Raw genomic sequence first — 22,144 nt, forward strand, 5'->3', positions numbered from 1 at the left:
GAGTGCTGAGTAATAATTTTCCCCTCTGTTCCCTGTCACCTGTCACCTGTCACCTGTCCCCTGTCACCTGTCCCCTGTCACCTGTCCCCTGTCACCTGTCACCTGTCACCTGTCCCCTGTCACCTGTCCCCTAAATATTTCAGTGAACAGTTGTTAAATACTACTGTCCACTGATGTTAATTACCGGACACCTGTCTTAACTTGACCTGCACCGTTTCTTTGGGAAGCATCATCTTCGGCTATTTCTACACCAAAGACGCGGGCGAAGGCTTTTTCTACCTTGTAACCAGAATCAATTGATTCTAGTGGGTCTTTGCGTAGGCGGTGACGCAGACATAGGGTAATTACGCGACGGATATCATCAACTGTGACTTCGGTGCGTCCTTCAAATGCTGTTAAAGCTTTGGCGGCGCGGTTAGTAACAATATCACCCCGTAAACCATCTACATCTAACTCTGAACAAACCTCAGAAATCTTCACCCGCGAGTCATAGTCCAGCTTCACTTCTGGTAATAGCTTTTGGGCGTTAACGATTTTTTGTTGTAGTGCGTCTTGTTCTGATTGGTATTTTTCCAGAAAAGAGGGCGGATTTTGGTCAAATTCTGACCTTTGTTCGACAATTTGCACCCGCAAAGCTGGTTCTTTCACTGTGTGAATTTCGGCGTGCATCCCGAAACGGTCAAGCAATTGGGGACGCAATTCACCTTCTTCTGGGTTTCCCGAACCGACGAGAACAAAACGAGCCGGGTGACGGATGGAAATACCTTCCCGTTCTACGGTGTTCCAACCACTGGCGGCGGAGTCGAGGAGTACGTCTACGAGGTGGTCATCTAGGAGGTTAACTTCATCGACGTACAAAATCCCCCGGTTTGCTTTCGCCAGCAGTCCTGGTTCAAAAGCTTTGACACCTTCAGACAGGGCTTTTTCGATGTCAATTGTGCCGCATACCCGGTCTTCTGTAGCGCCCAAGGGCAAGTCCACCATTTGGACTTTTTTCAATTCTATGGGAATTTCTGCCCCTGCGACTGCTTTTTGGCGGACTTCATCGCTCATCAAATCGGGGTCGCTGGGGTCACTGTTGAAGGGATCATTGGCAACCACAGGGATTTCTGGCAATAGGTCAGCCAAGGCCCGGATTGTTGTGGATTTACCTGTGCCGCGATCGCCCATAATCATTACACCACCGATTTTGGGATCAATCACGTTCAACAGCAGCGCCAGTTTCATTTCTTCCTGGCCCACAATTGCCGTAAATGGGAATACCACGCGACGCGCACTTGCCGTGGATTGAGCTGTTGGAGTCACTAAATTACCTTAACAATACTTTTCTTATTACAGTTCTTCATTGTGCCACACCTGGGGGGTAGACGAAGATTAAATCTGGGAAGGGAGTGGGGAAAGGGGAAAGGTGAAAGGGGAAAGGGGAAAGGGGAAAGGGGAAAGGGGAAAGGTAATAAATGAACCGTTGACTATGGACTATGGACTGTTGACTATGGACTATGGACTAATGATTAATGACACAATAAATAAAATCTCTCACCTGATTTGATCTGACTTCAGTCGCCAGCCAGAGGGCAAGAGGACAAAACCTTTCTACTGTGATAGGTAGATTATTCTATTTTCACAATTGGTAACAATGTATGCCTCTTTATAAACTTGGAGACTTTGACCCCAACTACCGGGAAACTTTTGGCGGCGATGATGTTAAATCTTTAGAACTCTATACCCAAAGTGGAGTCAGAGTAGGAGATATTTCTGATGTTTTAGTTGACTATGATGGTCGTTTTCGTTATCTAGTAATTGATACCAATATAGAAGATTCTATCAATAAAAAAATCTTACTACCAATTGGTCTATCCCATATTGATTATCCAGCAAAACGTGTTTATGTCGATGGATTAAGCAAAGAACAAGTAGCACATTTACCTGAATATCACGATAATATAGCAGTTGATGCTGACTACGAAGAAAGAGTACGCGGTGTATTTCGTCCGCAAACTAGCAATTTAACTTATGATCGTCAGACATATAATTATCAGCAAGAACCAGATTTATATGATTTGAATGATCAATATCATCAAACCTTCAGACTCTACGAAGAAAGGTTAATTGCTAACAAGCAGCGTGTGAAAACTGGTGAAGTAGCAGTTGGTAAACATATTGAAACAGAAACTGCACGGGTGGAAGTACCTATTCAAAGAGAACGTGTAGTCATTGAAAGAAGCTCACCCACATCACTAGACGCAGTAGTAAATCCTGAAGAAGCTCAGTTTGAACAAGGGGAAGTAGCACGTATAGAACTTTATGAAGAAACTCCAGAAATTCGGAAGGAAGCTTTTGTACGTGAAGAAGTCCGGGTAAGAAAAATCATCGAGAATGATACAGTCGAAGCACAAGAAGTAATTCGCCGAGAAGAGTTGGATATCGATACTGAAGGCAATTTACTTGTAAATGAAACTAATCTCGAAAAACATGGAAATGTCTGATGATTAGTTAAATAGCAAATATATATAGGTGCAAATGGAAAAAATAGTTTCTATTTGTACCTTTGTTATTAAAAATTATTTATAAATACAAATTGTCTATTACTTTTGATTTTTGATTTTAAAATCATTTCACTCGCGAGAAAGAGGCAATCTTAGTAATAAATTCTTAGATTGGTGCATAGAAGATGTTTTATATATTTGAGGAGAAATTACAATGGTACTTTACAGATTAGCCGATTTTGACCCAAATTATCAAGATTCATTTCAAGGTAACGACATTAAGGGACTTGGTGTCTATACAGAAAGAAGTGATGAAAAAATTGGTACTGTCAACGATGTTTTAGTGGATGATGAAGGTCATTTCCGCTATTTAATTGTTGACTTAGGTTTTTGGATTTTTGGTAAAAAAGTTTTATTACCAGTTGGTCGTTCTCGCATTGATTATAGTGCGGGTCGTGTATACGCAGTTGGGATGACCAGAGACCAAGCTGAAAACTTACCTGAATTTAATGACCGTTTAGCTGTTGATTACGACTACGAAGAACGGGTACGTGGAGTATATCGTAATCCTAGCAGCACTAGTACATTAGATACATCCGCAGCTCTGGAAGCATCTACTCCTCTAGAAACTTCCGCATCATTAGACAATAGCTATCAAACAGCTACACCAGCAACTAGACCTGCTACGCCTGCTGTCCCAGCTACACCTTCTGACAGCCGCGACACCTACAGATACGAAAACGAGCCTTCTTTGTTCGGACTCAATGAGCAAGATCATCAAACTTTGAGATTGTATGAAGAACGCTTAATTGCTAACAAACGCCGTCAGAAAACTGGTGAAGTAGCTGTTGGTAAGCACGTTGAAACAGAAACTGCACGGGTTTCAGTACCAGTGGAAAGAGAGCGTGTTGTAATTGAACGGACAACACCAGACGATGCTGGTAGAACTGTTGCTCCTGGTACAGCTACCTTCCGTGAAGGCGAAGTTGCTCGTGTAGAACTTCACGAAGAAACTGCTGACATTCGCAAAGAAGCTTTTGTGCGTGAAGAAGTCACAGTTCAAAAAGTTGTTGATCATGATACTGTACAAGCTCAAGAACAAATTCGTCGTGAAGAATTAGATGTAGATACATCTGGCCTTCCCATCGAAGAACGCTAATTGTTCGTTGAGTTGTTAGTTAATAGCTAATAACTCAATTAAATTGAGTACAGGTAAAGCTTGATATCATCAAATACAGCTTTACCTGTATTTGTAATAACTCCAGATATAAGTTTAAAACGTAGATTATATGTCTGACTATTTAGCCGCACAAAGACCGATTGATCAGCAAATATCTGATAATTCAACTGAGCCAAACCATAACCATATAGTTGAGGTGGATAAGAATTTTCGGTTATTGGAAGAAAGGCTGGTAGTTGACAGTATTAGGCAGAAAATTGGTGAAGTTGTTGTCCGTAAGGTCATCGAAACCGAGATGATACAAGTTCCTGTGCGGCGGGAAAAGCTGATTGTGGAACAAGTAGGCGCAGAACGCAGACAACTTGCAGAGATTGATTTAAGTCAAGGGGAAATTTCTGGGGTTGAATTAGCTCAAAATGCTAGCCATCAATTGGCTAGTTTGGATAGTGGTTTAACGGTGAGTGGGAGTTTTAGCTCTCCTAAGATTGCTAGTTTATTATTGAATGCGATCGCCCTAGAACGCAACCACGGTTGTCAGCAGGTGCATATCTCCATCTCAGTTGTCGATGAAGCACACCGTCAAAAATATCAAGAGTGGTTTGACCGTTCTAGGGAGAGAAGTTAGAAGTTAGTTTTCATCCAGATGAGATGTGCTTTAAAAAAGTAATTCGTAATTAATAAAATAATTACGAATTACACAAATTAAGAGTTATTCTGGTTTATTTTCTGGACGCTCCGTAGCAGGAGGAAAATCAACGTATTCATCGGTTCTGAGAGTTTCTGTCCTTACCAACTCTTCAGGTAGGAGGTCTTCTGGTTCTAAAGATTGATCAGCCGCTTCACTGATGACTCCATTAGCATTAGTATTAGGTTTAGCACCCGTTCCTTTATGACTAGCGTGTCCACCTGGCATAATATTTCACCTCATTTAGCTATTTGATTACACCTAATTTAATCAGTTTTACTATTAGATAATACCTATCATAAGGCTCGTATAGTTAATTTAATAATCTAACCTTTAGGTATAAAATATAATAAATAAGTTATTACTTTTGTTGATTAAATTATCAGAAAAAACCTAGAAATTATACAAGTTTATCGTCATGAAAAATATGATAGAAGCGTCTAACGCACCCTACTGGCGTGGCAAGACTAAAATGTGGCAATAGATTTGGATAAATTGAACGCAGATAAACGCAGATAAACGCAGATGAATAAGATGTTAGATTATTGGCTAATGTACTATTTTAGCCTTGCCACGCTACTACTTAAGATTTACTCATGGCTTGCGTAAAGATTCAAGATAATTGTAAAGGCAGTTTGGAGTATCAGCGTACTGAGACAAATCAGAAATAATCGTTCTTATTGATAAAGTCAACGGAACTTTTACCTTTCTAGTAAAATATGGATAATTACCCTCATTAGCTTCATTGATAAGCTTCTGAAGGAAAGTTCGCAAAAACTCTATTTCAAATTTTCCTCTAAAACTCTGCTGTCGATTCATAGCCTGTAACTCGCTTCGCTTTGTATCTAGTTCCTCTTGAGAGAGCAAAGGTGCTTGCGGGAACAGAGTATATAAATCATCAATCGTGTACATTGTTGTAATTTTATCTAGATCAATAGTGACAAAGCGAGTTACACTAAGGTCACAGATAGTGATTTGACTGCTCTTATCTATTTGGCAAGCAATCCAAGCATTGAGTAATTCAACTGCATTGTGAAATTCTTCTTGTAATTTAGTGTAGAGACCAACACATCTATGAAAGTTTTCATCTGATTCTAATAGTTTAAATTCTACTTTCAAAATCTCCGATACGCATTGAACAGATGTATAAAAATTTTCTATTGAGTAGCATGGAGTTTCATATATTACACTTAAACTAGCTCTATCAATTGGTTTGTCAAAATCTCGATCTATAAAGTAAGCTGCTCTAACATTTGCATAATACTTACGAAATAATAACATCTGATAAATACCTAGAACTGCTTCTTTGCCACGGCAAGGAAGATAAATATCCTTTTCTGGTCTTGTAATATTTTTTATCCTAATACCATAATATTTTGAATCTTCTTCCTCAAAAAAGCAATATAAGGCAGATGGATATTGCTTATATAATCTAGTAAACTCAGTGAATACTACTACTGCCTTTTCGCGTGATGCCCTCAAATTATCTACAGACATTTATCTTTCTCGCACAAAAGTATCTAGGTCATTAGCATTTGAATCCAATTCATTATCAAAAATGAACGGCGAGTGGGTAGCAGCTAAAAGTAATCTACATTTACCTGATCTTAAAATATCAGGTAATAGAAGCCTTTGCCATTCAATAGAAAGAGACAATTCTGGTTCATCAAACAATAAAATGAAGTCTTCGGAAGATTCTAAATAAATTTTTGAGAAAAGAGATATAATTTGTTTTTCTCCAGATGAAAGATTCTGAAGGAGAATAGGAGTATTATTTCTGGTTTGAATGATAGATATATCTACATTTACTTCATCGTAAATAATACGTTTTTTATTTAAATATCTATTACAAATAGTTGCCAAGTTGTTGAGTGATTCATCTTTCTCTTTCTGCTGTTCATATAATCCAACTAGTTTTGATAAGAAATAAACTAATTGATCATGACTGTCAGAGGCATTTATTTCGCCTGAATTGACTAGTTTTTCTATCTTCTGCCTATCTGATTTAGATATATTTTTTTCACCAACACGACTCAATACTATATTCAGAGTTTCAGGCTTAATACTATCTCTCATCTCTTGAGTTATTTCGATACCTTCCACAAACTGAGTTAAAATTTCACCTGTAACTTTTGAAAATAGATTTAATGCTAAATTTTTAATATTTGTTTTAATATCTTCAAATTTATTATTTACATCGTTCATCCCAAACTGAATAAGCTTACCTTCTCCATCGCTTAGACTTAATCGCTCTAATCTATCTTCATATCCTAAATTTTTTAAATCCTCTTCAATTCTTCGATAAGTAGGAAAATAAAGTATAAATTCATTAAGATTTTCTTGAATAGTAGCTTTGATTTTATCAATTCTACTTATATTTTCTATTAACGTATCGTCTTTAAATGTTGAATAAATTTCCTCTATAATATTATCAAAGTAATCAGGTAATCTTAACGAACTATATCTTTTTCTGGCTTCAAACAAGCGCCTACGCAATCCTTCAGGTGTTAAACCTCTTTTTATGTCCCTTTGCAATAATTCTATCTCTCTGCTAGGTAAGTAAGGTCTAAGGAGACTAATAAATTCAAAAGCATCACGTTTGTAAAAAGAATTTAAGTCACTCTTTTTAATTTCTACACTAACTCCTGATTCAAATTCAATCACTACTGATTCAAAATCTACAGTCCTCAGTTTATTGAAATTGCAAGAAATTGAATAATATAAAGTGTTCAATATGGTAGTCTTTCCCGAACCATTTTCTGCAATCAGAATCATTGCTTCTTTATCGAAACAGATTTCGACATCCTTATAACCAAATAGACCGTTAATTGTAAAAGATTTTAACTGGCTTGAGTTGGGGCGTTCACTTAGCAACATAGTTAAATTTTCCCAGAACTAGCGATGAAGATATACAAAAATTATCTCAAATATATTAATGACCCTGTTTTACTCGGTAGATTGTTCCCTTATCATAACCAACTATAGACTGATATTTTGTAATAGATTTATGAGTGAATCAATCACTGAACACAAAACTAAGCATTCCCCCATAAGAAAATTCGCCCACGCTAGAGATATATAAATAAGCGTGAGGTTACTGACATGGCTCAACCCCAAGAACACCAAGCGGTTGGCTTATGTATTCAATCCAACTTAAATAGTAATAATTAACACCAAGTATACCCCGGATTTTTACTCTCAACTCACCCGCGCATATCCATCAAGTTACCTGAAGCATAGCGCCGTAGTCCGTGATAAAACACAACTGTACCTACTAACAAGACGGCGATCGCACCAGCTACAGCCAGTAAAGTATGTACTATGGATAACTCTCTTAATGCTTCAATGGGTAAATAAGCAACGAACCCAGCCGGAATTAAAGTGTACAACAGCAATTTCACCCAACCTTCAAATAAAGTTGCTGGATAGGTGCTGAAGGTAAGCATAGCGTTTCGCCATTGCTGCGCCAGTCCTTCAGAATTACCAAGGTAAAAACTCAGACTCCCAGCCAACACATTAAAGCCGACATACGCCCCAGCAGAGGAAATTGTCAATGCTATGAACATCAACAAATGTATTAAATCAGGCTTGACGAAAAATAAATATACCCCATAACCAAATAACAAGTCACCCCAAGCTGTCGCACTCATTTGTCCCAGCAATAAGTGGGATAAAAGAGTACGCGGGTACAGCATCCACACATCCAACTGTCCCCGGACTATTAAACTACTCAGGCGTAAAGCATTACCACAGACAGCATGAGCTAAACCAAAACCTGCGGCTGCTAATGCCCACAAAGTAATTACATCCTGCACAGTCCAACCACGCAGTACAGGAAAGCGTTGGAAGAATAACGCCCAAAACGTTACCCAAACAACGTTATTCAGCACCATTGCTACTACTTGCGTGATAAATGCGCCACGATATTCTAAATGCGCCTTCAAATTGAGGCGGACATAAGCCGCAGCTAAATTCAGGTAGGAAACTAAAGGCTGTAACATTGCTTTAAATATATTTTGAATTTTGAATTTTGAATTTTGAATTTCCCTTCATCCTCCGTTTGCATGGATGCGTTTAACTGCTGTGCTATAAACCCAAGCTACCAATAAGCTGAGTACACCTATAGCTATTGCTTGACGCAGCAGTAATTCCCCAGCAAATGCTAAGTCGGGTTGGACGAACAGACGCGCCGGGCCATAGACGATGCTGGCAAAGGGGAGATTTTTTAATAGAGGTTGCCATTGTTCGGGAAAAAGATCCAACGGTATCAGCATTCCTCCTAAAATCATCGTGATACGCGAATATATCAACATCAAACCTGTGGTATTCTCCAACCAAAAAGCCCCCAACCCTACCAAAAATGTTGCTAAAAAATCAAGGACAAAGGCTAATGGTAGGGACAGGAGAAATAAGAAAATGCCTGGCAAACTTAAGGGAATTAAACCCACGAATAGTAGTGCTATGACTATAGATACTGTGACATTTAGTCCAAAGCGGACTGCACGTTCTCCTAACGTAGTCCACAGGCGATACAACGGATAGGATAAGGGACGAATTAATTGCACAGCTAACGCCCCTGTGCGTACATCCTCGTCTACCTCTTGGGCTATTGTGGGAGCAGACAGCACAATTGACTCGGTTATGCCTAAATACCAAAGCATTTGCGCTAAACTGAAGTTCCCTAACTGTTGGGCGTTTGTCTCTGTATAAGTAACACGCCACAATTGGAGAAAGATGTAAAGAATTACAAATAAAAAAACACCCCGTGAAGCTACTTCTGCTAAATAAGCTAGGTTAGAGCGTGCGGAAGTCCAGCCAATCCAGATATATTTGGTGATATTGTTCATCTTGTTTGTACTGCTTGACTAGGGGCGGTCTGACTTTTAACGGGATCTGGAAAACCCCTCTCCAAACCCCTAAAAGCAGAGAGGCTTTAATTGCTCCCCCTTCCCTTGTAGGGAAGGGGGCTGGGGGGTTAGGTAGGAGCGTTAACTTTTCCACATGACGTGAAAAGTCAGGGGGCGGCTTGGGAGTAGATGTGAGCGATGACTTCTTCTAATGGTGGGTCTTCAATGGCAATATCAGCCACAGAACCTGCTTGCAGAATGTGACTCATCACCGCTTCAATGGGAGTGATGCGAGTATTTACTTCCAACTTGAGGGCGTATTCAGTTTTCTTAAGTTCGGTCACGCCAGGGAGGGTAATTTGCGGGGCTGTGTCATGAAATCTCACACTGAGGATTTTTGCCCCTAAGTAGTCGCGGCGCATGGCGGAAATTTTGTCATCAAGTACGACTCGACCGTGGTTAATTACCACTACTCGTTGGGCTACCCGTTCGATGTCGCCTGCATCATGGCTGGTGAGAAATACGGTAATATTTTCATTGCGGTTCCACTCCCGAATGAGGTCGCGTAATTCTTGACGAGCAATCACATCTAGACCAATGGTAGGCTCATCAAGGAATAATAATCTTGGTGCGTGGAGTAAACTGGCTGCGACTTCTGCCCGCATCCTTTGCCCCAAGGATAGCTTACGCACTGGGGTATGCCAGAAGGGTCTGAGGTCAAAACGCTCAACTAGGATATCACGGCGTTTGATATATTCTTGGCGGTCTAGGTTGTAGATACGTGCCAATAATTCTAATGTGTCGCGGGGGGGTAGGTGATACCATAATTGCGATCGCTGTCCAAATACTACCCCAATCTGATAAGCTAATTCCCGCCGATTTTTCCACGGGTTCAACCCCAACACAGACGCATAACCAGAGGTGGGATACAAAATACCCGTCAGCATTTTGATTGTAGTAGATTTACCCGCACCGTTTGGCCCAATGAATGCGATCGCCTGCCCATCGGGAACAGTCAGCGTAATATCATCTACCGCCACAACCTCAGTTTGCTTGCGCCCTCTCCCCCAACCTTGAGTCAGCGTAAACGTCTTACGTAAATTTTCCAGTTCTACGGCTGTCATTACCGATGAACTCCCAAAGTATGTATTACAAGTATACTACATTAGTTCATAGTCAAAAGTCCAGAGAAAAACAACAAATTCTTCCCCTTTCCCCGTCATCTTCCCTTAACTACAGGACTTACGCATCGAAGTTTTCTGTTGAGGCAGGGTGTAAGGGTGTAAGGGTTTTAAAGATTTACACCCCTATATCCCCATACCCCCATACCCCTATACCCCTATACCCCTATACCCCTACACCCCTATACCCCTACCCAAACGCTTGATTTTTCGTTTTTATGCGTAAGTCCTGAACTACAATTCACCAGCATCCTGCAAACTACCGCAACTCTTACAATGTGGTAAGTGTTTGTAAGTAAGCTCATGGCAGTTGTGACATTCAACGTACTGATAATAACCACAATGTGGACAATAGGCATCATTTTGTCGAATTCTCTTTGCACACTTAACACAACGTGATTTTTGAATCCTGTTAACTGCTTGAAGTTTAGGGTTAAGAACAATTTTTTGGAAAAACTTGATAACGCCAAAACCAATTAAGGGAATCAGTAATATATAAACATAGCTGACAAGGAAAAGTAAGCTACCGAAAATAGCACGAATAATATTAAAAACAAATTGGAATATTGCCCCGACTTGCAGAAATTCAAATATCTTTAATATTAAGGGGATGAAAAATATTACTAATAAATGCCAACTAATCAGAGCGATAAGTCCATAATTCCGACGCAAAGAAAATTGATGAACGAATAATGCTGCAAATATTAGTGGCAACAAAAACAGAGACTGAAAAGCCAGTTGAATACTGGGATACCAAAAAGATGCTTGTTTATAGCCTTGTTCCAGCTTACCGAATTGTTCACTATTCTGAAGAAAAGCAATAAAACTACTACTTTCTGGTTTCAGAATTAGAGCATTTTTTAGATTAGATATTTCCTTTCTTAACTGAGCAATATTAAGATTATTTTTATCTAACTCTTGTTTAGCTTTTTCTGCCCCGACTTGATTAATTGACTGCTCACGAGATTGTCCGGCAATTTTTTCCAATAGTGTAGAGTCATACTGAGCGCGAATCCTGTTATTAGCTTGTGTCAGATTAGTGATTTGCGCTTGTTTGTTGTCAATTGTTTTAATATCTTGCTGATTTTGGGGAATATTAATCTTATCCTGATATTCAGCATATTGTAAGCAAATTGGTGAAACTTTACCTAAACGGTCTGTTTCAGTTTGTTGGTAGATTTGTTTTTGACTGGGTTGATTACTATTGTCATAGCGTAAAGACTGCCTAATAATTCCATAATCTTTATCTTTATCATTTTCTGTGCGGTAACTCTGCCATTGTGCATAACATGGATAAGCTTCCCCAGGGCTAAGATGCCACCTACTAATATCATCTAAACCCGTAAAAACGTTGACTAATATAAAAATATCAATCAAAATAATCACAATCAAACTTACTCTATTTAGAGGTTCATTGTTGATTTTTCTTGACCTGTTAAAAAATAGATTAAATAGACGGCGGATTCTGGCAAACATACTACGCTCGAACTTTTATTAAAATAAACAGACTGTTATAAAGTGTTTCTTGTTTCAACAAAGTAAATTTTGTGGAGGCTAGAGGGTAGAATATAATTCATCTCAATAAACCAATACTTACGCAACTGGCACTTGGGGTAGGGTGCGTCAGATGTGGAAAATCCTTGAATCTGTACGAAATTATTGGGGCTGACGCACCCTAAAGTTAGTTTGATTATGACATTTGCGTAAGACCCATAAATTTAAAAAATTATGTTTTTAATTATACTCGTCAGAGAGAGCGTAGAGCAGTTTTGTGATTTAGCGAGCCAAAATTGTTATCAAAATATAAAAAGCAGCGAATAAATCACCTCTACTGATAACATTTCTTTAAGAACAGGCTAAATACTTTTGCAAACCCTCAGTTAAGTCGTGTAATTTTTTCTAAAATCTATCAAGTGAGAGCGCGAGGCAATGTAGATTGGACGATAACTATCAAACCTACTTAAATCGGGTAGCAAGACTGACGCTACCAGAAGCTTATAGATCCCAAGTCCAGCATATTCATGAATCTTATAAATTTCAGCTTGTTGGGGGATCTAGACAAGCAGCACCTTTTCCAGGGTATACGCTAATTACCCCATCGGCGGCGGAGGACTCGAAAAATTCTGGTTTTTATAGCCAATTAGAAGCTTATCAGCAGGAATTATTACAGTTACCTATCAATCAGGATTTGATAGTTCCTGTACCTCCTGCTAGCTTTCATGTAACTTTGGCAGACTTGATTTGGGACAGTGCTTATCGGGATGCTGGCGAACAAAATCCTGATTTTGACCAACATCTACGTTCCTGCATAGCTGATATATTACAGCAATATCAAGAATCCCTGACACCAGAAACTGAGCCGATTTCTTGGCAAATGTTAGGATTGATCATCATGCCCAGGGCTGTTGCTGTTTGTTTAGTACCCAAAAATGAACGTTGCTACGAACAGATAGTGAAATTCCGCCGCACAGTTTATCAAAATCCTAAATTGATAGCTTTGGGGATTGAACAACATTATCATTTGACGGCTCATGTAACATTAGGTTATTTCGGGGAGGTATCAGCAGATTTAGACCGGACAGAACTTAGTGATACACTATCCCAGTTGAATCAAAATTGGCTGTTAAATGCGCCAGAATTTGTGATCAGTCGAGTAGAGTTGCGGAAATTTGACGATATGACGCAATATTATCGTCAGCCAGACTGGCCGAGTTTAGATTTTTAATTAAACTTTAGGCATGAGGATTTGGCAAAATCTATCCTGCGCTAACGTAGTTGTATGTAATTATTTCCGTTACAACGCTTTTATTATCTACCTTGGTTGGTAACGGTAAAAGCTGTTGCCTATAAGCTATAACGCATCGTGAGAAATTAGCCAAACTTGATGTCAGTTATTAAATTGATAATATCCTCATCTTTATAGATGGGGATTTTTATTTGCACTGTGTCAGTTGTCAGTTGTGATTGGTCAATTATTTTTGCTCAAAGTTTAATATCATAACCCAAGAGTAGCTCATCTTCAAAGATACAGCAGTTTACAAGTAAATAAGGTACAAAAAACAAGATACATACAGTTATCAGAGTACACTAGGTTGTGGTCTACCATTCTCTAAAACAAGCAAAAATGAACCACCATTGTATTACAGTAGGTATTTCTATTATTTTGGGCATAGGTGCAGTAATTGGCTTTGCTAATGTGAGCAATGCGGAAATTGTTCAAGACAATACATTGCCTAAAAATACTATTATCACTACGAGTAAGTCGGATGAAAGTCAATTTATTATAGATGGTGGAACATCAGTTGGTAACAATTTATTCCACAGTTTTACCAAGTTTTCATTATTTAAAGGTCAAACTGCCTACTTCAATAGTGCGGGTAATATTCAAAATATCTTTGGTCGGGTTACTGGTGGAGAAGTATCGAATATTGATGGTATGATCAAATCTGACAACAGATTCAATCTATTTTTAATCAATCCCAACGGCATTATTTTTGGGCCTAATGCTAGCTTGAATATTCAGGGTTCTTTTGTTGCTAGTACTGCTAATAGTATTAGGTTTGCCGAGGGTGGCGAGTTTAATGCTAATCCAGTAAACAATACCGCCTTACTCAATGTCACCACACCTCTTGGTTTGCAATATGGAACTAATTCTGGCAGCATTCGGTTACAGGGAGAATCAATATTTCAGCCGACTACACTGCAAGTAGAAGGGAGTCAAACTTTAGCTTTTTTGGGTGGCAAGATTATTTTAGAAAATGCTAATCTTATTACTTTAAAGCCTGAAGGCAGAATAGAATTAGGCAGCGTAGCATCAGCTAGTTTAGTTGGCATTAATCCAACAAGCTCAGGCTTATTATTTAATTTTGATGTAGTGCCTGAGTTTGGTGATATTCAGATACTTTCAGGAACTAATATTAATAGCTTAGGTGATCTCAACATTACAAGTAATAATCTAGTCCTACAAGATGCTAACTTAAATGTAGAGAATAATTTAACAATAAATACAAAAGAAAATATTCAACTGCAAAATAGAAGTTCTATATCTACTAGTAACTCTGATAGAATACCGGGAAACCATACTATTAATACTCGTAATTTATTTGTGGAGGATGACTCGTTTATCGGTGTGAATGGTGGCAATTTAACGATAAATGCTTTAGAAACAGTGAAACTGACAGGTGATGTTAATAGTATTCCCATCCGGATATATGCCACAGCTTCAGATAATTACACAGACGACGGAAATTTGATAATTAATACTCGTAATTTAAAAGTTGAGAATAATTCACAAATTATTACTGATTATTCGGCGAGATTTCTGGACAGGATTCCTTTTAATCTACCAACTAAGGCTAGTTTAACTATCAACGCTTCAGATTCGGTGACATTGCAAGGTAGCTCATTAGATGAAAGATACCCTAGTGGTATATTTACTCAAACTAATGGTAGTGCAGAAGCGGGAAACTTAACGATTAATACTCGTGTTTTGCGAATTGAAGATGGGGCGCAGGTAATTGTGAGAAATTCAGGGGATAGTAAAAGCGGTAGCTTGACTGTAAATGCTACTGATACGGTACGAGTAATTGGTACTTCTAGCAGTGGTAAAATTCCTGGGGACTGGTCGAATGATGCAAATACAGATGAACCAGTACCTAATAAGATTGCCCCGTTACAAGATTTGGTAATCACAGGAGTGCTAGGCAGAGGTAGTCTACCTAGCGGTATATTTACTGATGCAACCTCTTCTGGGGAAGCTGGCAGTATCAGGATTCATACCCGTGAATTAACAGCCCAATATGGGGGGTTAATTAGTGCGGACACTTTTTCAGCAGGTTTGGGTGGAGATTTAACTATTGACGCGGAAAAAGTGCAACTGATTGGTACTGCTGCTAATGGTATTATTAGTGGTTTGTTTACTAGGTCTGGTTCTTCGGCAACAGAGAATGCAGGTTCTCTGGCAATTTTTACTGATGATTTGTTGGTGCAAGATGGGGCGCAGGTGAGTGCGAGTACTTTTGGTGAGGGTAAGGGTGGTAATTTGTCTGTACGAGCTACTAATAGCGTCAAGCTAATTGGTGTTTCTCACAGAAATTCTCCCAGTGGCTTGTTTGCTCAAGCTAATAGGGGCGCTATAGGAGATGCCGGTAGTTTAACAATTGATACGACTAGCTTATTAGTAAAGGATGGCGCACAAGTTAGTGTTAGTACTTTCGGTGTGGGTAATGGGGGTAATTTATCTGTCGAAGCTTCGCAAATACAACTAATTGGTACTGCTCCTCATGATTTATTTTCTAGTGGTTTGTTTGCGGTAGCAACGCCAGACTCCACGGGTAGCGCTGGAAACCTGATGATTAATGCTGATGTATTGCAAATTAGGTATGGGGCGGGAGTAGCGGTACGGAGTAGCGGTAGGGGAAGCGCGGGTAGTTTAAGTATTGATGCTCGTTCTATAGGTTTGGATGGTCAGGCTTTTATCAACGCTGATACTCGTGATCATAGGGGCAATCCTCACCAATCACAAGCTAATATTAACTTGCGATCGCAAAATCTGCTCCTCTCTCGTGGCAGTAAAATCTCTACCAACGCCACAGGTAATAATGTCATCGGTGGCAATATTGATATTGATACTAACCTTCTCATTGCTAGCGAAAATAGCGATATTAGTGCCAATTCTGCTGATTTTCGGGGCGGTCGCATCAAAATTAAATCTCAAAGTATTTTTGGCATCGAATTCCGTAATGCGCCTACCGCAGACAGTGATATTACTGCCACTGGAGCTAGCCCAGAGTTAAGCGGTACTGTGGAAATCACTAGCCCTGATGTTGACCCTAGTCAAAGTTTAATTCCACTCCCAACAAATGCCATTGATATATCAAAGCAAATTAGTCAAAAATGCCATAGTGGTGAAGCGATCGCACAAACACAAAATCAATTTATCATTACCGGACGGGGTGGCATACCGGAAAATCCTTACGAAACTTTAGAAAATCCTGCTGTAATCACAAATTGGGTCATAGTTGATGATGCCAATAACACCACCAATAGGGCAACTAATCTGACAAAGTTGGAAGATAGTTCTACCAATACTATTGTTGAAGCCCAAGGTTGGGTGATTGATGCCAAAGGAAATGTAGTTCTCACAGCCCAAGCGCCCCAAATCACAGCCCATAATTCAGGATTGACAACTGATTTTTGTCAAAGTAGAAGCTAGGACTTCCAGATATTCTATTTTCTGGAAATCCCTTATTTGCTAGCCCCCAAACTTTTCACAGAGGCAGAATATCGACAGCAAAGTATCAAAGATTTTTACTATACTTAATTCATAAGTCAAAAATTTTCTTCCGATGTAGAATTTTATATTCTCCTATATATGAATTTTTAGTAAAAAGAATTATTAATTAGTCCGCCGCTATCTGGGAGAAAACCTTGCAAAACGGGCTTTTCAGACAGTTTGCCAACAGAGACTATATAAATTTTTTATAAACTTAAGGCATTAAGTGGATTTACATAAAATATGATATGATACTACTGATTTAGCCTATATATACCAGAAGAAAAGATTAGCTAAATAAAAAACTTGCTTGGTTCATCAACCCACTGACCACTCTCAAAGCGATGATGTATGAGAAACCTGTTACCAAATACCAACTCAAGCAGGAATTATTTGCATCTGAAGGTCTTGGAAGTGTATAGAGTTGAATAATGGATAATCTTAGCAATTTTACTTAATCGAAGTTAATCTTTAAATAAGTGAACAGGCTTAAACAGGATTGAAGGTGCGATCGCAGCAAGTTAAAAGATTTAGAGTCGCGGCTTAGATTTGTTCTGTGCATGGGTGTAGCGTCAAAAGTAAGCGGGAAGAAAGTTCATCAGTAAATAACTAGTAGTGAACCAATTCCTGTCCCGCTCATGACCCGCAAATACTACTACTACTGAAAAACCAAATAAAGTGTTTAAGGTGCATAGACACTGGTATAGTCTGCTGTCAACAGTTTGTGATGAAAATTTGTATATATGACCATAGAATCTTTAAAAAGTATTGAAGAAGTAGATATTCACAAGTACCTAGAAGTTCTCCAACGGCGTTGGTTGGCTGTAGTGAGCATTTTTATACTATCTGTCACCTTGGGATGCCTGTATGCCTTTTCCCAGAAACCTTCATACAAAGCAGAAGGTAGCTTAATGATCAAGACAAATCGCACCTTCTCTTTAACAGGTCTACCTCAAGATATAGGCAAACTTGAATCATTAAATGTTAATGACAACCCTTTGGAAACTCAAGTGAGAATCATTGGTTCAAATCCAGTGTTGGAGACAACCATTAAAACCCTCAACCTCAAAGACGCTAAGGGTAAACCTTTATCAATTCCCCTGTTTGCACGGCAACTCACAATCCAAGGAATTAAAGGCACAGACGTTGTACAGCTTACCTATAAGAGTAATGATCCTCAACAAGCTGCCAAAGTTGTCAACACAGTAATCAACAGTTACATCAATTTAAATATTCAGGCGAACCAAGAAGAAGCAATCACCGCTAAGCAAGTCATTCTCACGGAAATACCTAAAGCCGAAAAAACCGTCAAAAAAGCCGAATCAGAACTACGCACATTCAAAGAAAATAATAGAATTGTTGCCCTAGACCAAGAGGCAAGCGTAGCAGTTGATACTGTTTCCAAACTAGATAATCAAATTTCCCAGGCGCTAGCACAACTAAACGATGTCAAAGGTCGTTTAGAACAGTTACGCGCTCAAGCTCAAGTCAATTCCCAACAAGGTGTCATCGAAGCTGAATTGAGTCAAGCGCCGGGAGTTCAGAAAGTGCTGGCTGAACTCCAAGAAACAGAAAGTAAACTCGCAGTGGAACGTACTCGGTTTGCACCTGAACACCCAGCAATTGTAGCTTTAGAAGACAAAGTAGCCGTGTTGAAGAAGCTACTGAAAGAACGGACAGGAGAAGTAGCAGGTAACGCATCAGTCACCCAGGGAAGTTTGCAGGTAGGAGAACTACGGCAAAGCCTCATCGCTGATATTACCCGTGCTGAGGCACAACGTGTAGGTTTAGAAAGACAAATCGCCACCCTCACCCAACAGCGTCAAGCTTATGCTCAACGAGCCAACTATTTGCCGAAACTAGAACAGACTCAAAGAGAGCTAGAACGCAAATTACAAGCCGCTCAAGGAACTTACGAAACACTGCTCAAGAAGCGCCAAGAAGTTGATATCGCCCAAAACCAAAAGCTTCCCAACGCACGTGTTGTATCCTATGCTTTAGTCCCAGAATTTCCTGAAGGCCCCCGCAAAATCTTGTTTATTGTCGGCGGCGGAGCAGTAGGTATCTTCTTAGGACTCATAGCCGCCTTCGGTATAGATTTGATCGACCGCTCAGTCAAGACTGTTAAAGAAGCTAAAGAAGTCCTCAGATACACTGTTTTAGGTATCATTCCTACACTTGGCAGAACGGCTAAAGATGATGCTCCCATCCCCGGACTTGATAGATCAGTTCCCAAAGTCATTGGTAGAGATATTCCTTACTTCCCAGTTGGGGACGCATACCAAATATTACAAGTGAACTTAAAGTTCCTCTGTTCTGATAAACCACTCAAGAGTATTGTCGTCACAAGTTCCGTACCCAAAGAAGGCAAATCTGAAGTCTCCGCAAATTTAGCGGTAACAATGGCTCAATCTGGTCGTCGGGTGCTGTTAGTTGATGCAGATATGCGCCACCCCATCCAACATCATATTTGGGATTTGTCCAATGCGATCGGGCTAAGTAATGTCCTGATTGGTCAAGTGACTTTAGATGAAGCCTTGCAACAAGTCATGCCGAACTTAGAAGTGCTTCCTTGTGGAATTTTACCACCCAATCCTGTCGCCATGCTAGATTCCCAACGTATGGCTGTGTTGATGAGTAACTTTGCCAAAGACTACGACTTTATCATTTTTGATACGCCACCCCTGACCGGAATAGCAGACGCAGCCGTTTTAAGCACTCTCACCGACGGTATTTTATTAGTTGTACGTCCTGGGGTAGTTGACCTTAACAGCGCCAATGCAGCTAAAGATTTCTTAAATCAGTCGGGACAGAAAGTATTAGGAATAGTCATCAATGGCGTGAACGTTAAAAACGAACCTAATAGTTACATCTATAGCAATAAAGCACCACAAATTGAATCTCGCTTACCATCGAGTAGCTTAATCAAGCTATCCAAAAAACAGTAATTGGTGGAAATAAATTTTCACTATTGCCTACAGCGACTATTTCCATATCACATCTTTTAGACAATAGTCAAAGATGAATACATGAAATAGTCGTCTGACCTAAATAAATCAAAAAATTGATTTTGTAAAAAATACAACTAACTCATTTATTTAGGTTAAAATTATTGTGTGTCTTTGTGTTTCTTGCTAGATATTCTCATATGAATACCACAAAAATCAAAACTTCCTGTTTGATTAATAATTACAACTACGCAGAATTTCTGGGAAAAGCTGTTGATAGTGCTTTAAATCAAACAGTCAAATTTGATGAAATTATCATTATTGATGACGCATCTACAGATAACTCGGCTGAAATAATAGCTAATCTTGCCAAAACTTCAGGCGTTAAATATCTTTTAAAAGAGAAAAATCAAGGTCAACTATCATCTTTGAATGAAGGATTTCTAGCGGCTCATGGAGACATAATATTTTTTCTTGATGCTGATGACATCTATGAACCTGAGTATTTAGAAACAGCACTGAATTTCTACGCTAGGCGCAGGGAATGTGACTTTGTATTTTGTGCATATAGGAAATTTGGTGCTGTCGAGGGGGTGTTTCAAGATTACGCAGTTGATTTAGACTTGGGCTATTCAGTCATCAAAACCTTATGTAAGGGTGAGTGGATTGGTTCTATGACTTCCACATTATCAATGCGTAGGGAAATACTAGAAAAAATTCTACCTATTCCCTATACAGAAGACTGGCGCATCAGGGCTGATGATTGTTTAGTCTGGGGTGCTTCTTTAGTGGGTGCAAGAAAGTTTTATATATCACAACCTTTGGTGAAATATAGAATACACCAAAATAACAAATTTCATAATCAGCAATCTTTAGTGCTGGACAGAAGTTATGAATATAAAAGATGGTGGAAACGGAATGCTTTATTTAATTACATTCTCCAGAGAAACAGTTTGCGATTACCGTATTTATTAGCTTTTACATCCTTAAATGAAATCAAGACGATACCACGTCCAACTACTAAAGATTTTGTTTTGTATTTAAAAATAATCTTTGTATTTGAAAAAAATTTCTATTGGAAAGTCAAAGGAATATTTTCACTAGTTAGCTACTTTGTGAAAACATTACTGAAAGGAAAATTAGTTAAGGGGTGACATGACCATGCCAAAACTAGAACTTTATATATGCAGAACATCATCAAAAACTTGCGTAAGCAGAAGATGCTAAGTAAATTAACGCTGTCAAACTTATCCAAATTCAAATCTCGTTCGGGATTGTGGGCGATTATTGCAAATACAGGCTGGCTATTTGGCGATCGCATCCTGCGTATGGCTGCTAGCTTAATTGTCGGCGTATGGATAGCACGCTATTTAGGAGTACAACAGTATGGGCTGTTTAACTACTCTCTCGCCTATGTCACCCTATTTACGCCAGTTCTCACTCTAGGGTTAGATGAAATTGTCGTCCGTCATGTTGTAAAGGAATCATTCAACAAAGAAGAAATATTAGGAACCACATTCTGGTTAAAATTTCTCGGTGGTATAGCCTCTGTCATCCTTGCAGTTGGTAGCACAGTCTTGTTAGGCGAACGCGAGTCTCTGAAAATCTCCCTTGTGGTGATCTTAGCGGTAGCAGGAATTTTCAGGGCTTCGGAAGCCATCGAACTATGGTTTCAATCCCAGGTGCAGGCAAAATATAGTGTGATTGCTAAAAATATAGCCTTCCTGCTCAATAGCCTGTTGAAGGTGGGATTAATCCTTATCCATGCACCATTGTTAGCTTTTGCTTGGATGACCTTAGCAGAAATGGTAATGTGTGCGGTTGGTTTAGTGATTGCTTACCAAATTAAAGGTAATTCCTTTTGGTTATGGCGGTGGAGTACGACTGTTGCTAAAAACCTGCTCAAAGAAAGTTTACCTTTGATTTTCTCCGGCTTCGCCATCATGATTTTTATGAAAATTGACCAAATTATGATCGGTCAAATGATTGGCGACCAAGAAGTGGGAGTGTATTCTGCGGCTGTGCGAATTTCCGAACTTTGGTACTTCATCCCCGCAGCAATTGTTTCTTCTGTCGCGCCTTCAATCTATGCTGCTAAGGATAAATCGGAAACTAGTTACTATCAGCGTATTAGGCGATTACTTCAGCTATTAAATTGTATATCTTTAGCCATTGCTGTGCCGATGACTTTCTTATCTGACAAGATAATTGCCGTGATGTTTGGTAGTGGTTATGCAGAAGCCGGGACAATATTAGCAGTACATATATGGACTTCCATATTTGTATTTATGGGTTTTGCATCATCACCTTGGTTCATAGCCGAAGGTTTAAATCATGTCTCTTTAGGTAAGAACGTATTTGGAGCAATTTTAAATATTATTCTTAATTATTTGCTAATTCCTCAATACGCCGGACTTGGTGCAGCGATCGCCACAATTATATCCCAAGCATCAGCCGCATTTTTATGCAACGCTTTTGATAAAAGAACGCAAAAAATATTCAAAATTCAAGTTCAATCCCTTATCCCTTTCTTCAAACATTAA

Annotated in this window: 16 protein-coding genes; 8 read left to right on the forward strand and 8 right to left on the reverse strand. The window is 39.2% G+C overall.

The genetic code is table 11. The features are described 5' to 3' along the window. Positions 1-180 precede the first annotated feature (180 nt). Complete coding sequence (gene bchI, locus H6G83_RS27135) at positions 181-1,305, reverse strand: magnesium chelatase ATPase subunit I (protein ID WP_190477831.1); 1,125 nt, start codon at positions 1,303-1,305, stop codon at positions 181-183. 335 nt (positions 1,306-1,640) lie between these two features. Here bchI and H6G83_RS27140 point away from each other — a divergent pair, with 335 nt between their 5' ends. From H6G83_RS27140 to H6G83_RS27150, 3 genes are all read left to right on the forward strand, one after another. After that, positions 1,641-2,486, forward strand: a complete 846-nt coding sequence (locus H6G83_RS27140) for a DUF2382 domain-containing protein (protein ID WP_190477833.1) — start codon at positions 1,641-1,643, stop codon at positions 2,484-2,486. Between the two features lie 214 nt (positions 2,487-2,700). Further along, positions 2,701-3,645: a DUF2382 domain-containing protein gene (locus H6G83_RS27145; RefSeq protein WP_190477836.1), complete on the forward strand. Its 945-nt coding sequence runs from the start codon at positions 2,701-2,703 to the stop codon at positions 3,643-3,645. Positions 3,646-3,775: 130 nt separating this feature from the next. Next, a complete protein-coding gene (locus H6G83_RS27150) occupies positions 3,776-4,291 on the forward strand; it encodes a DUF2382 domain-containing protein (RefSeq protein ID WP_190477837.1) in 516 nt (171 codons plus the stop codon). An 84-nt stretch (positions 4,292-4,375) separates the two neighbouring features. Here H6G83_RS27150 and H6G83_RS27155 read toward each other — a convergent pair whose 3' ends face one another. The 7 genes from H6G83_RS27155 to H6G83_RS27185 all read right to left on the reverse strand — a co-directional run bounded on the left by H6G83_RS27155 (position 4,376) and on the right by H6G83_RS27185 (position 11,855). Further along, a complete protein-coding gene (locus H6G83_RS27155) occupies positions 4,376-4,579 on the reverse strand; it encodes a hypothetical protein (RefSeq protein ID WP_190477839.1) in 204 nt (67 codons plus the stop codon). 366 nt (positions 4,580-4,945) lie between these two features. Continuing rightward, a complete protein-coding gene (locus tag H6G83_RS27160) occupies positions 4,946-5,848 on the reverse strand; it encodes a DUF4435 domain-containing protein (RefSeq protein WP_190477841.1) in 903 nt (300 codons plus the stop codon). Next, the gene (locus tag H6G83_RS27165) at positions 5,849-7,228 is read right to left on the reverse strand and encodes an AAA family ATPase (RefSeq protein ID WP_190477842.1); all 1,380 of its coding nucleotides are present in this window, start codon (positions 7,226-7,228) and stop codon (positions 5,849-5,851) included. Between the two features lie 326 nt (positions 7,229-7,554). Then, on the reverse strand, positions 7,555-8,352 hold the full coding sequence (locus H6G83_RS27170; RefSeq protein WP_190477844.1) for an ABC transporter permease: 798 nt from the start codon (positions 8,350-8,352) through the stop codon (positions 7,555-7,557). A gap of 48 nt (positions 8,353-8,400) precedes the next feature. Beyond that, positions 8,401-9,198 (reverse strand): ABC transporter permease, encoded by a 798-nt coding sequence (locus H6G83_RS27175; RefSeq protein ID WP_190477846.1) that lies wholly within the window; start codon positions 9,196-9,198, stop codon positions 8,401-8,403. A gap of 167 nt (positions 9,199-9,365) precedes the next feature. Next, complete coding sequence (locus H6G83_RS27180; RefSeq protein ID WP_190477848.1) at positions 9,366-10,322, reverse strand: ABC transporter ATP-binding protein; 957 nt, start codon at positions 10,320-10,322, stop codon at positions 9,366-9,368. Positions 10,323-10,613: 291 nt separating this feature from the next. Next, on the reverse strand, positions 10,614-11,855 hold the full coding sequence (locus H6G83_RS27185; protein ID WP_190477851.1) for a hypothetical protein: 1,242 nt from the start codon (positions 11,853-11,855) through the stop codon (positions 10,614-10,616). A gap of 460 nt (positions 11,856-12,315) precedes the next feature. On the opposite strand from H6G83_RS27185, the gene H6G83_RS27190 reads away from it, so the two are divergent. The 5 genes from H6G83_RS27190 (at position 12,316) to H6G83_RS27210 (ending at position 22,144) form a co-directional block, all read left to right on the forward strand. Next, the gene (locus tag H6G83_RS27190) at positions 12,316-13,104 is read left to right on the forward strand and encodes a DUF1868 domain-containing protein (protein WP_190477853.1); all 789 of its coding nucleotides are present in this window, start codon (positions 12,316-12,318) and stop codon (positions 13,102-13,104) included. A gap of 399 nt (positions 13,105-13,503) precedes the next feature. Further along, the gene (locus H6G83_RS27195) at positions 13,504-16,593 is read left to right on the forward strand and encodes a beta strand repeat-containing protein (RefSeq protein WP_190477854.1); all 3,090 of its coding nucleotides are present in this window, start codon (positions 13,504-13,506) and stop codon (positions 16,591-16,593) included. A gap of 803 nt (positions 16,594-17,396) precedes the next feature. Beyond that, positions 17,397-19,601 carry a GumC family protein gene (locus tag H6G83_RS27200; protein ID WP_190477856.1) on the forward strand — a complete coding sequence of 735 codons (2,205 nt, stop codon included), beginning with the start codon at positions 17,397-17,399 and terminating at the stop codon, positions 19,599-19,601. A gap of 200 nt (positions 19,602-19,801) precedes the next feature. After that, complete coding sequence (locus H6G83_RS27205) at positions 19,802-20,755, forward strand: glycosyltransferase family 2 protein (protein WP_190477858.1); 954 nt, start codon at positions 19,802-19,804, stop codon at positions 20,753-20,755. A 66-nt stretch (positions 20,756-20,821) separates the two neighbouring features. After that, complete coding sequence (locus H6G83_RS27210; protein ID WP_190477906.1) at positions 20,822-22,144, forward strand: flippase; 1,323 nt, start codon at positions 20,822-20,824, stop codon at positions 22,142-22,144.

This window comes from Anabaena azotica FACHB-119 (genome assembly GCF_014697625.1).
In the GTDB taxonomy this organism is placed as follows: domain Bacteria; phylum Cyanobacteriota; class Cyanobacteriia; order Cyanobacteriales; family Nostocaceae; genus Trichormus; species Trichormus azoticus_A.